Origin of the sequence: Paenibacillus sp. cl6col (assembly GCF_900102125.1) — a bacterium.
Taxonomy (GTDB): domain Bacteria; phylum Bacillota; class Bacilli; order Paenibacillales; family Paenibacillaceae; genus Paenibacillus_B; species Paenibacillus_B suaedae.
Window position 1 is genome coordinate 39,119 of the sequence record NZ_FNAZ01000014.1, and the last position, 12,107, is coordinate 51,225.

A 12,107-nucleotide genomic window follows, 5' to 3' on the forward strand; every position below is an offset into this window, starting at 1 on the left:
CATCTGTTTTCCGCCAGAATCAACATAGATAGTGAATACCTAGGTATCTCTTGACTTATGGACTTCGGGGTAATACCCGGTGATTTCTGGTTTGGGTGTAAACCAAAGAAGCATTAAAATAGAGTGGCTGGAAAATGGGGAAAAGGGAACTGAAGAGTAAGTAAAAAGGCTGCAGATCGTTGATCTGCAGCCTCCTTTAGTTGGAGTTTTCCTATCGATTTGATTGCTCTGATTGATATATTAAATAAACAAATTAATGCCTGATTGATCAGCCTTGCCTAAATAGTAGCCTACGCCGCCGATGGTAACGCCGTCGATAAGCTCCTCATGGGCAATGCCCATGACGTCCATCGACATCTGGCAGGCAACGATTTCGACACCCTGCTGGATCGCAGATTCAATCAACTCTTCTAGTGAAGATACATTGTTATTGTTCATCACTGAGCGAATCATTTTCGGTCCGATACCCATCATGTTCATCTTCGACAAGCCCAGCTTCTTGCTTCCTCGTGGCATCATCGCACCGAACATTTTGCCGATGAAGCTCTTGTTGACGGGAACCTTGTTCGGCTTGCGCAAAATATTCAGACCCCAGAAGGTGAAGAACAGAGTCACTTTCTTTCCCGAAGCAGCAGCTCCGTTCGCAATAATGAAGGAGGCGATTGCTTTATCGAGATCGCCGCTGAACACGATCATGGTACTGCGATCCGATGATACACTGCGATTGTCTGCCTGTTGCAAATCCTCCGCGGAGGTAGGCGGCAGCTTGCGTATATGGGCTTCAATCGTCCCATCCGTGTGTTTCTGCACATGCAGCAGCTCCTGCTTGCTCATGCCCACCCAAGCTTGGATATCCTCATAGAAGCCGGGATCAGATGCATTTACTTTCAGCACTTGACCTTCCTGCAGCAAATCCATATGCTGCTTCACTTGCATGAGCGGCCCTGGGCAGCATAAACCACATGCGTCCAGGGTACGATCGAAGGAGTACTGTGTATCTTTCTGTTCATTGCTTTCTTTTACCGGATTCCCAGACGTGTCCTGGTCAGGCCTGGCAGGCGGCGTAACCTGTCCGGGGGTATATTGTGCATGCTGGTATGTCTTATATCCACCCGTTAAGTTTTTCACCTTGAAGCCATGCTGACTTAGGATGCGTGACGCCGTATAACCGCGCAAACCAACTTGGCAGTAGACCCATATTTCTTTCTCCCGATCGAGCTCATTCAGACGGCTTCTTAGTTCATCTACAGGAATAGACAGGGAGTTAGGAATATGACCGTTCTGATGCTCCATATCCGTACGCACGTCAACAAGCATCGTAGCTTGTGGGTCGCGCTGTTCCAGATCGGCAGGCGTAAACGCGTTCACAGCTCCTGTCCATATATTGTCGGCAGTATACCCGGCCATGTTCACGGGATCTTTAGCGGAAGAATACGGTGGTGCATAGGACAATTCAAGCTCCGTAAGATCGGTGACGGTGCCGCCTAAGCGTATAACCGTAGCAATGACGTCCATCCGTTTGTCCACACCGTCATAACCGACAATCTGGCTGCCTAGTACGTTGCCTTCCTCATTAAAGATCAGCTTTATTGTCATTGGCTTGGCACCTGGATAGTACCCGGCATGGGAATTTGGATGCACATAAGTTACCTTGTACGGCAAACCTAATCGTTGCAATGTTTTTTCGTTATTCCCTGTTGCAGCACCCGTTAATCCGAACACCTTCAGGATAGATGTTCCTTGCGAGCCTTTATAGGCAGTGCCAATTCCGCTCACATTGTCTGCTGCGATACGCCCTTGCTTGTTGGCTGGCCCTGCAAGCGGGATCGCTGTCTTCGTCCCATTGACGAAGTCGACAACCTCAACAGCGTCTCCTACGGCATAAACGTCTTCTACATTAGTCTGCAAATAATCATTCACGATGATGTGACCTCGTGGCCCCAGCTCAATGCCACTGTCTCGAATAAAGCCCGTATCAGGTGCTACCCCGATTGCGAGAATGACCATGTCGCTTGTGAGCACTTTGCCGCTGGCCAGCTGCGTTTCAATTCCGCCGTTCGTATCACGGAACGATTGAACGCGGTCATTTACAATGAGAGATGTACCGTGCTGTTCCATCTCCTTAGACAGAATTCCAGCCATTTCTGTGTCAAATGGAGCAAGAATTGCTGGTCCAGCCTCTACCAACGTGACATCCAGCCCAATTTCGCGCAAATTCTCGGCCATCTCCACCCCGATGAATCCGCCGCCGATGACGACAGCAGAGTGGGTGCCATCTTCCATCACGCGCGTCTTCACGCGATCCGTATCCGGAATGTTGCGAAGCGTATAAATGCGCTCGCTCTCAATACCAGGAAGAGACGGACGTACCGGCTTCGCACCAGGGGACAGAATCAGTGAATCATACGACTCCTCATATTCCCCTTTCTCTTTGCTGCGTACCCGTACCTTTTTCGCTTGTGTATCAATGCTGATGACCTCGCTGTGCACGCGCACATCGATATTGAATCGGCGGTGCATAGCTTCTGGTGTTTGCACGAACAGCTTGTTGCGATCTTGAATTGTATCTCCGATATAGTAGGGAAGCCCGCAGTTGGCGAACGATACATAAGCATCCCTCTCGAACATGACGATGTGGGCATCTTCATCCAGTCTGCGCAGACGTGCTGCGGCAGAAGCCCCTCCAGCTACTCCTCCAACGATCAGTACCTTTTTGCTCATGATGTCTCCTCCCCGAAAAAAGCTTCAACGAGCTGTTTTACCTTCTCGTTCTCTACCCGATAGTTCACTTCTAGGCCGTTGCGATGTGTGGTTACAATGCCCATGCTGCGCAGCTTCTGTAGGTGTTGGGATACCGTCGATTGCGGCAAGCCTAGGCAGTCCTGCATGAAGGATACATTGCAGCTTCCCTTATCCAGCAGCCCCTTCACGATACAGAGGCGAACAGGATGTGCCAGAGCTTTTAACAGCTCGGCAGTATCATTAAAACGTTCATAGTCGTTATTCATATCATGTCTCCTTTGATTTATAGGAAAGTGAAAAGATGGAATGGTTCATTTTGTACATGAACTCATACACTTAATAAATCGTTATATCGTTATATTACGATATTAATATATAAGGGAAATAAAATCAACACAAGAAGTTGAAACTAATAAATGGAAAGGGAGGTGCCGGATTCAGCGTTATATTGTGCAGAAGGTGACAGCCTTACCCGAACAGGTATGCTAGAATGGACATAAATACTAAAATAATGTGGTGATAACGATGCAATTAAACGATATTGAACATAACATACGAGTGATCCGTGAGCGTATCGAGCAGGCATGCAAGCGCAGTGGGCGCAATCCCGAGGAAGTGAAGCTGATGCTCGTTACGAAGACAGTTCCGGTTGAACGAATTCAGATGGCATTAGATGCAGGGGAGAACTTAATTGGGGAAAATAAAGTGCAGGAAGGGCTGCAGAAGCGGGAGCCGCTTACCTCGGCTAATCCGTCGCTAGACTTCCACTTTATCGGCCATTTGCAAACAAACAAGGTCAAGGATGTGCTCAAATTCGCAACATGCGTTCAATCTGTTGACCGCATGAAGCTGGCTACGGCACTCCATGAGCGGCTGCAAAAGGAAGGCCGCACGATGGATATCCTTATCCAAGTGAATACGTCGTATGAGGATAGCAAGTTCGGTGCTGCCCCAGAGGATGCACTCGCATTAATTCAAGAGGTAGCCAAGTTGGACACGCTCCGCATTAAGGGGCTCATGACAATTGGGCTGTTCACTGACGATCAAGACAAGGTGCGCAAATGCTTCAAGCTGCTGCAAAATATCCGTCGTGAAGCAGAGGAGCTTGCATTGCCGAATGTCAGCATGGAAGTTATGTCGATGGGGATGTCCGGAGACTTCGAGACGGCAATCGAGGAGGGCTCGACACTGGTGCGGGTTGGGTCGGCAATTTTCGGCAAGCGTATTTATCCAGATAATCATTATTGGAATGAGAACGCGAAACCGGAATAAATGGATGAAATAAGGATGGAAGGAGAGAGCAGTGGGGCTCTCTCCTTTTCTATTTTGGAGTTTCAACGGGTAATGTAACTTCGAGCTCGGGGATATATTTGATGAGTGGTTGGCCGTCTGCTCCAAGCTTGAATTGGGATTTATCATGCTCGTTGATAAGACTTATATAAGGTTTGATCGTAATAGACGTAGGAATAGGGTCGTAAGGCTGATAAAGCAAATTGAACAGGATCGTTTTCCCGTTATCCTCATGTAGTCCTGAACCGTTTAGCAATTTGACTGTGCGCCCCTTATTATCGTAGATTTCGAATCCAAACGGTAGATCGTTGGCCGTAAGCGGATCGTCTTTCGATATTTCCAGCCTTGCAGCAAGACTCGTCGTAATCGGCGTCAATTCTATTTTATTGTACTTGATGGTGAATGGACTGCTAGATTTCGAAATGTTTGGCTTCATGACGACTGAATCATTTGATTGCATGGAAACGGGAATCGTCATTTGATAGGGCTCCTGTATGTCTGACACGGTAAGCTTTACCGTTAAATCGAACTTGTCGGGCAAGGATATTCCTTCTTGATTTCGCATATCAGAGAACATAAGGATTGCCGAATTTTCATTTTCCCCTGGGACAGTAATGATGCCAACCGAGTGCTGGTTGTATGCATAATCGGCAATACTTTTTCCATCAATAAGGAGTTGGATATCACTCAAAGATTCCATCAAGGTATTGCGGCTACTGCTCTCCTGCAACCCTGATAGGCTCGATCGTTCAATACCAACTGCCACTCGTACTCCGTCATAGGCTGCTACCGGAATCGAAAGTGTCAGACCATGATGGGTTAGGCTCTGCTCAGATGAGGTGACAAGTCCTTTTTCGTCGGCCGCCTGCAGACCTAAATCTCCCGCAAAACGAAAAAGACTGCTCACGCCCGGCACATGTCTCATTGACTCGGCTACCGTGGGAGACAGAAAGGAGCCCCCTATTAATAAGACGAATGCAGCGGCTGCTGCAGCAATCGATGTGACAATGGAACGAACTGCTGTACTACGACGTGTTGTACGTGAGGCATCAACAAATAGAGACCCAGTGTCCAATCGGCTCATAATTTGCCCCGTAAAATCAGGATTTGTCGGCGTCTGGCGAATCCATGCCTCTAATTGTTCGCTATCTACACCGTTACGATGGCTTGATGACATGCTTATGAAGACCTCCTTCCTCTGTGAATGGATTGGCTTGATAGCGAAGCAGCTTTTTTCGCAAACGTTCATATTTTTTGCGAATTGTCGATGGCTTTAAATCCATAATCTCGCTAATTTCATCGAAGCTATATTCTTCCACGGCCCTTAACAACAAAATATGCCGCTCTTCTGCAGAAAGCTTGTCTAGCAATTGATAAACCAGATCTTCATACGGAAGTTCTTGATCATTGATTTGATCTCGTTTCAGCAGGAACAGTATTTTTCGGAGCCTGCTTCTACGGTTCAAAATATCCAAGCAATGATTGTAGGCGATCTTATATATCCAGGCTGAAAAAGATACCTGAGGCTCGAAAAGGTGTATACGTTGAAAGCCTTTAATAAATATGTCCTGAACAGCGTCCTCGGCTTCTTCCTTGCTGCCCAACAAATAGTAGCAATATAAATAAATTTGTTTCTGAAATCGATGGATGATAAAGGTGTAGGCTTCTTTATCTCCGCACTTGACTTGAGCAATGGCATGTTCTAAAGTCCCAACAGTTTGATATTCTGAGCTGGATGGCATAGCCGTATGGATCCTCCTTTCATACAGCCCGGCTTAATAACACCTTTTTATTGTATAACTTCACTTTCGGGTGATAAGAGCACTTTTTCAGTACATTATTTTTCGGCTTTTTTGCTTTTTGCTTTTTGCAGTGCTTCTTGTCCCTTCACTTCCAACACGGCTATCGCATCCTCGACGGTCTGCTTATCATCAATAATCGCTTGCAGTTCCTCTGATAAGACAGGTTGGAATAATTGATTGAACTCTTTAGAAGCGGCTGTACTGCCTAGAGATTCCTCAAAAGAAGGCGTTGTTTTGGGCGTAAGCAGATAGAAAGGTTCCGTGCTTTTGCCTTCAATATCTTTGAGCACACCAGAGCGTGCGGGCAATTTTCCATTTGCCGTCCGTGAAGCGGCCGAAACCATGTCCGCGCTATTTACGAACTTGACGAACTCCCATGCCGCCTGCTTATTTGGTGAGTCTTCGGATACCGCATAAATTTCCGAGACATGTACATTTGCCGATTCATCTGGGGAGGAAGGGTCAACAGGCATTGTGGCGATATCCCATTCGAACGATTTCGATGCACTGTCGAAGAGAGCTCGTGCTTTCAATTCTTTTGCAAGCCAAGGCCCATTGATTGTCATCGTAGCCTGACCTCTATAAAAGGTTTCGGCCATCTCCTCGCTATTTTGATTTGAAGCCTGTAGGTAGATAAATTTATCGCGTACGGCATTTGTTACGAGTTTGATTGCTTCTTTCCAACCGTCTGAGTTGATAAGCAGCCTGTCTGCCTTTGCATCGAGTAATCGTAACCCGGAGGAAGACGCGATCTCCTGTAACATCTGCTCCACACCGTAGTCCTGATATAATCCAACTATTTTCTTTTCGCCAGTGCCCGTGTTGATGAATCTTCTCGACAGTTCAAACAATTGCTTCCAGGTCATCTTGTTCGTCGGCATATCAATATGATGCTGCTTGAACAAATCGCGGTTGAAATATAGGACATCCGCATAAAAAGATGGAGCTAATCCGTATAACTTGCCATCTCCTTTCCCTCTAATCATTTCGATAAGTCCGGGAGAAATTGCGTCAATATCGAATTTGTCCTTCGCAATCATAGTTTCGATGTCGTACAGCCGTTCCTGCCGCGCATAATCTTCGAACAAATTCTCGTTTAGCAGCAGCACATCAGGTTTGTATGTCTCAATTAATTTTTTCAATTCTGCATGATCGTCCCAAGCGCCATTTTGCTCGCGATTTGCGAGCACGTTATTCATGCTAATGACATCGAATTCGATTTTTGGGTTCTTCATCTTGAAGAGATTCCCGTAATCGTTATAGAACGACGGTTCATCATGGTACATGACTTTGATTTTTTCACTTTCCAAGTTCTCATTTTGTTGTTGTTCCCCGTAGCAACCACCTAGCAAAGGAATGATCAGTATCAGTGCATTTCCTAGCTTCCACATCTTTTTCATGCTATCTCTCCTTTTCTGCCTATACAACGGACAGACATGCCGTTTTGTGACGGGGCTGCAAAAATTATGGCACAGGATAAATGGTTGACTTTAAAAAGTGGCCTTGAGGAAAACGAGGCTCGCAGCAATTCGAATATTGCCACCTCATTCCTGACATTTGTCATATGCAGTTGGTGACATCGTACACTAACTGGCTCAAGCGTGCCTGCCGTACAATACAAACATAAGCGATACGGCAACGGGCAACAGAAATTGAGCAGCACAGCATCGTGCAGCATATCTCGAAAGATTAACTGGTTAGCCGAAAGCTGCACGCAACACAATGACCGCATCATAGAACCACATACGGTTCCTAATTTAATGACAAAGGATGATTATAGATGACATACGCAATCGAATGTACCAACCTTATAAAGCAATTCGGCAGCTTTCGCGCCGTGAACAATATTAATCTTCGCTTCGAGCGTGGACAGATCAGCGCGCTGCTCGGTCCGAACGGAGCGGGTAAGACAACGACGATTTCCATGATCCTCGGGTTGCAGAAGCCGACATCAGGAGAGATTAAGGTGCTTGGCCAGCCCGCAGGCACACGGGAACTGCGCCACAGAGTAGGGGCGCTCATGCAGGATGTGAAAGCTCCTGATGGCTTGAATGTTGCAGAGGTATTGAATCTGTTCCGCAGCTACTATCGCAACCCACTTCCACTGTCCAGACTGCTTGACTTATCAGGTCTGCACGGAGAAGCGAAGCGGCGCGCAACATCGTTATCCGGTGGACAACGGCGCAGATTGGCCTTCGCGCAGAGCTTAGCTGGAAATCCAGAGCTTGTCCTGCTTGATGAGCCGACGGTTGGCATGGATGTGGAGGCGCGTGGTCGCTTCTGGGATACGGTTCGCGCTCTGTCGAACGATGGGCGGACGGTTGTGCTTACGACGCATGACTTGGAGGAAGCAGATGCAGTGGCGGATCATATCGCGATTATTGCGGCAGGTACAGTAGCGGCCAGCGGAACCTCACAGGAGCTCAAGGCACAGACGGCACTGCGGACAGTGTCCTTCCGTCTTCAAGTCGAACAGCAGGACGAAGCGTTAATGCAGCTTCCGGGAGTCGTAAAGGTCGAACGTGCATCAGGTCGGATTCGTCTTCACGTCCGCAGTACAGACGAAGTGTTGTCCGCACTCTTGCAATCTGGTTGGGGAGTCAGCGATATTGATATCCAATCCGCTAAGCTTGAGGATGCTTTCCGATCAATAACAAAATCTCATGAAGCTGCACGTACTCAAGCAAGCATATAGTTGAAGCCTGAAAATAAACGATAGAGGCAGAGGGTGCCTTAAATCATCATATATAGGGGGAATTGATCGATGTTACAAGCACAAATCAAAGCAGAAAGTTTACGAATTATGCGCAGTCCATTCTTCTTGTTGTTCTCACTTGTCATGCCAATCGCTTTTTATTTCTTATTCGCTAGTTTAAATGGCGCATCGAAGTCTATTGAATCGACCACCTATGGCGCCTTCTCACTTATGTCGATGACAGCATTCAGCTTGATCGGCACAGCAATGAGTCAGTTCGGTATTCGCCTTGCTTACGAGCGTCGTGATGGATGGACACGTCTGCTTCGCCTGACACCACTATCTCCGTCGGTATGGATTGGCGCTAAGATCGTATCGCATATGTTGGTTCATTTGCTTGTCATTCTCATCATTTTCCCTGCTGCCTACTTTGCCTATCACATTGAGCTGACGGCTGTACAATGGGTGACATGCGGATTGTGGCTGTGGCTTGGAAGCATTCCATTCCTGGCGATCGGCTCTATTTTAGGAACGATGAAGAGCGCGGATGCCTCCATTGCGGTCGCGAACATTTTGCTCATGGGATTTGCCATCATGGGAGGCTTGTGGATGCCGCTGAAGACATTGCCAAGCTGGATGCAAGTTATTGGAGAATGGCTGCCATCCTACCGCTATGCACATGGTGCATGGAATATGCTCGCTGGGGGAAGTCCTGCCCTGCTGGATTGGGTAATTCTTCTGGGCTGTGGCATGATCTTCATGGTAATATCGAGTTATATCTTTAACAGACGGGAAGCGATGTAAGTGAACGTAGTCAAGAAGAGATTATTTCCCGAAAAAGAGGGAGCGGAGCCTTACATCTCCCTCGTCAACTTATGCGTCCCCATCTTTTTCCTGCTGCGTGAGACTCCGACCAAGCTATTGGTGGGGTTCACGCTGCTTCTGTTTCTAGTGATCGCATTTTGGCTGCAGTATCGGCACGAGAAGCAGGCATTGCTGTGGTTGGCTGCTCAGGCTGTAATTATTCTCGTATTCATCCTTTTCTATCACCCTATGTATGCTTATATGGTGTTCATGATCGCGCAGATGATAAGCAGGCAGAAGACCTCCATTATTTTAGGAACAGCTGCCGTCATGGCGGTAGGTATCTTAATCGGATTGTCTCAACGCTTGGATACGGTAGCCGTATGGTCTTCCCTGCATACCCTGCTGCTTCCTCCATTATTCGGTGTGCTCGTCATGCCATTCATCATGCGTGCCGCTGGGCAATACAAGCAGATGGCGGAACGATTGCAGGCAGCGACCTCACAGCTCGAGCGGATGGCCCAGCAGGAAGAGCGCCAGCGCATTGCACGCGAATTGCATGATACACTTGGACACACGTTGTCCTTGATCACGCTTAAGAGTGAAGTGACAGAGAAGCTTATTACACGGAATCCAGAGCGGGCCATCGCTGAAGCAAGGGAGATTCAAGAAACATCGCGTGCGGCGTTGAAGCAGATGCGCCAACTCGTAACTGAAATGAAGATTGTCAAGCTTGCAGAGGAATATGAGCATGGAAGGCAGCTATGCGCTGCCGCAGGAATTGAGCTGGAATTTCAGGAACGCAGCGAGGGAATTAGCCCTTCAGCAGCAGCTCCAAGCATTGTGGACCGATTGCCATTATCAGCATTGCAGGAGACGATTCTCGCCATGTGCTTCCGGGAGACCTTAACGAATGTCGTCAGGCACAGCCGGGCGAAGCATTGCTCGGTTCGGGTTGAGGTGGAAGAGGCAAGGGTTCGATTGGAGATTGCAGATGATGGCATCGGAATTGATGAGCACCAGCTTAAGCAATCAAGTGGGACAGGCATGGCCGGACTGAAACAGCGGCTTCAGCTTGTGGACGGGACGCTTGCTATAGAGTCTGGTGCCCACAAGGGAACGGTATTATCGTTAGTCATTCCGCGTGTAATCCGCGATGGGAAGGGGAAAGGTACATCATGATTCGAGTGATATTAGGAGAGGACCAACAGATGCTGCGAAGTGCACTCGCCACCTTGTTGTCGCTTGAGGATGATATCGAAGTGATTGGACAGGCCGAGAATGGCAGTGTAGCGCTGTCGCTTATAGAGGAACTTCAGCCGGATATCGCGGTATTGGATATTGAGATGCCGCTTATGACGGGGCTGGATGTCGCGGATGCAGTCAAGAAGAAGGGGCTGGACTGTCGGATTATTATGCTGACGACCTTTGCTCGCTCAGGCTATCTCCAGCGTGCAATGACATCCAGTGTAGGCGGTTATTTACTCAAGGACAGCCCAAGCGACGAGTTGTCAGATGCCATTCGCCAGGTATATGCAGGCAAGCGGGTGATGAGTCCCGAATTAACGTTGGCTGCGTGGGAAGACCCTTGTCCGTTGTCCCCGAGGGAGAAGGAAGTGCTGTTGCTTGCTGAGAATGGACTGTCCATGCAGGATATTAGCGCCAAATTGTTCTTATCCTATGGAACGGTGCGCAACTATATGTCGGATGCGATTAGCAAAGTAGGAGCGGGTACGCGCATTGAGGCGATTCGAACTGCCAGGGAGAAGGGCTGGCTGGATTAAGAACTGCTGCTGGAATATATGCAGAAGATACTTGATGGAGAATTGTCGGCTCAATTAGCATCCAGAATATAAATGGGTAAGTGCTTCATTCTCTCTAAGTGAATATTTAGCTTATTTTCAGTTTCATTTCAGGAATTACGAACATACTATAGCCATCCCTTACATAAGGAGGTGGAACCTATGAAACGCAATTCAACCGTAGCAGCGTGGACGTGCCTAATGCTTCTCTTGATGGCTTCACCTGCAGCAGCGCAAAGCAGAACTGCGCTAGATGCTGCAACAGATAAGAGCAGGGAGCAAGCTGCTGTACGAGTGGTCACTTCATCTCAGGCTGTACAGCCGAATCAGCAGAGCACGGAGACGGATAAGCAATTAGAACAAGTACAGGCACAAATGAAGGAGCTTCGTGCAGAAATGAAGCAGCTGCGCGAGAAGAAGCTTCAATTGCTAGCTAAGAAACACGGAATTTCGACAGAAGGCAAGACCAACAAGCAAATTCACCAGGAATTACGCGAGAAATTAGGCATAAAAGGACGACTGTTCCACGAGAAACATCACATTAATGGGAAGCATGTCGAGGATCGTCAGACTCAGCTTCAGCACGAGGAAGAAAAGCATCGAGCGGAGGCGGATGGGCTCACACCAGAAGAGATTAAGGCGAAATTCCAAGAATCGAATGGGTCAGTCAAGTAAATCAGAAGCGTCTATGCAAAAATAGTGAATATCCAGACAAGATATTGGGACATGCGTACAAGCGCATGTCCTTGTGTCGTTAATGGCGATGAGAATGGTTGAAACCGAAAAAGAAATATTTCGTAAAGATAGATAAAAGCACGAATCGTTGACATGCAGAGATGCATAGGATAAAGAAGTTGGATTTGCGCGGATAATGAGGGTAACATGAAACAACCCGACGAAAAGGCGCGTAGCGCTTCTCATCGGGTTATGTAGTCGTTCATATCATTATAAGAGTGCAGTAAACAATCAAAC

General features: G+C 47.7%; 11 protein-coding genes. 6 read left to right on the top strand and 5 right to left on the bottom strand.

Annotation, left to right across the window (positions count from 1 at the left end; translation table 11 throughout):
- Positions 1–240 precede the first annotated feature (240 nt).
- Positions 241–2,721: a DsrE/DsrF/DrsH-like family protein gene (locus tag BLS15_RS26100; RefSeq protein ID WP_090514512.1), complete on the bottom strand. Its 2,481-nt coding sequence runs from the start codon at positions 2,719–2,721 to the stop codon at positions 241–243.
- Positions 2,718–3,008, bottom strand: a complete 291-nt coding sequence (locus BLS15_RS26105; RefSeq protein ID WP_021253467.1) for an ArsR/SmtB family transcription factor — start codon at positions 3,006–3,008, stop codon at positions 2,718–2,720. Before BLS15_RS26105 ends, BLS15_RS26100 begins: the two co-directional genes overlap by 4 nt.
- Before the next feature lie 259 nt (positions 3,009–3,267).
- Between BLS15_RS26105 and BLS15_RS26110 the strand changes: the two genes are divergently transcribed.
- Complete coding sequence (locus BLS15_RS26110; protein WP_021253466.1) at positions 3,268–4,014, top strand: YggS family pyridoxal phosphate-dependent enzyme; 747 nt, start codon at positions 3,268–3,270, stop codon at positions 4,012–4,014.
- 49 nt (positions 4,015–4,063) lie between these two features.
- Here the strand turns inward: BLS15_RS26110 and BLS15_RS26115 are convergent, their stop codons facing one another.
- The 3 genes from BLS15_RS26115 to BLS15_RS26125 form a co-directional block, all read right to left on the bottom strand.
- Complete coding sequence (locus BLS15_RS26115) at positions 4,064–5,209, bottom strand: DUF4179 domain-containing protein (protein ID WP_021253465.1); 1,146 nt, start codon at positions 5,207–5,209, stop codon at positions 4,064–4,066.
- Positions 5,190–5,774, bottom strand: a complete 585-nt coding sequence (locus BLS15_RS26120) for an RNA polymerase sigma factor (RefSeq protein ID WP_090514514.1) — start codon at positions 5,772–5,774, stop codon at positions 5,190–5,192. Before BLS15_RS26120 ends, BLS15_RS26115 begins: the two co-directional genes overlap by 20 nt.
- A 95-nt stretch (positions 5,775–5,869) precedes the next feature.
- Positions 5,870–7,234 carry an ABC transporter substrate-binding protein gene (locus tag BLS15_RS26125; protein ID WP_090514516.1) on the bottom strand — a complete coding sequence of 455 codons (1,365 nt, stop codon included), beginning with the start codon at positions 7,232–7,234 and terminating at the stop codon, positions 5,870–5,872.
- A 380-nt stretch (positions 7,235–7,614) separates the two neighbouring features.
- Between BLS15_RS26125 and BLS15_RS26130 the strand changes: the two genes are divergently transcribed.
- The 5 genes from BLS15_RS26130 (at position 7,615) to BLS15_RS26150 (ending at position 11,810) form a co-directional block, all read left to right on the top strand.
- A complete protein-coding gene (locus BLS15_RS26130; protein ID WP_028532425.1) occupies positions 7,615–8,529 on the top strand; it encodes an ABC transporter ATP-binding protein in 915 nt (304 codons plus the stop codon).
- Between the two features lie 69 nt (positions 8,530–8,598).
- Positions 8,599–9,333 (top strand): ABC transporter permease, encoded by a 735-nt coding sequence (locus BLS15_RS26135; protein ID WP_021253461.1) that lies wholly within the window; start codon positions 8,599–8,601, stop codon positions 9,331–9,333.
- Entirely contained in the window at positions 9,334–10,515 is a 1,182-nt protein-coding gene (locus BLS15_RS26140) for a sensor histidine kinase (protein WP_021253460.1), read from the top strand.
- On the top strand, positions 10,512–11,117 hold the full coding sequence (locus tag BLS15_RS26145; RefSeq protein WP_021253459.1) for a response regulator transcription factor: 606 nt from the start codon (positions 10,512–10,514) through the stop codon (positions 11,115–11,117). Before BLS15_RS26140 ends, BLS15_RS26145 begins: the two co-directional genes overlap by 4 nt.
- 180 nt (positions 11,118–11,297) lie before the next feature.
- On the top strand, positions 11,298–11,810 hold the full coding sequence (locus tag BLS15_RS26150; RefSeq protein WP_021253458.1) for a hypothetical protein: 513 nt from the start codon (positions 11,298–11,300) through the stop codon (positions 11,808–11,810).
- Positions 11,811–12,107 lie beyond the last annotated feature (297 nt).

Coding starts and splice junctions, on each gene's coding strand:
- BLS15_RS26100 (WP_090514512.1), bottom strand. CDS start 2,721: ATGAGCAAAAAGGTACTGATCGTTGGAGGAGTAGCTGGAGGGGCTTCT.
- BLS15_RS26145 (WP_021253459.1), top strand. CDS start 10,512: ATGATTCGAGTGATATTAGGAGAGGACCAACAGATGCTGCGAAGTGCA.
- BLS15_RS26105 (WP_021253467.1), bottom strand. CDS start 3,008: ATGAATAACGACTATGAACGTTTTAATGATACTGCCGAGCTGTTAAAA.
- BLS15_RS26135 (WP_021253461.1), top strand. CDS start 8,599: ATGTTACAAGCACAAATCAAAGCAGAAAGTTTACGAATTATGCGCAGT.
- BLS15_RS26115 (WP_021253465.1), bottom strand. CDS start 5,209: ATGTCATCAAGCCATCGTAACGGTGTAGATAGCGAACAATTAGAGGCA.
- BLS15_RS26120 (WP_090514514.1), bottom strand. CDS start 5,774: ATGCCATCCAGCTCAGAATATCAAACTGTTGGGACTTTAGAACATGCC.
- BLS15_RS26110 (WP_021253466.1), top strand. CDS start 3,268: ATGCAATTAAACGATATTGAACATAACATACGAGTGATCCGTGAGCGT.
- BLS15_RS26150 (WP_021253458.1), top strand. CDS start 11,298: ATGAAACGCAATTCAACCGTAGCAGCGTGGACGTGCCTAATGCTTCTC.
- BLS15_RS26130 (WP_028532425.1), top strand. CDS start 7,615: ATGACATACGCAATCGAATGTACCAACCTTATAAAGCAATTCGGCAGC.
- BLS15_RS26125 (WP_090514516.1), bottom strand. CDS start 7,234: ATGAAAAAGATGTGGAAGCTAGGAAATGCACTGATACTGATCATTCCT.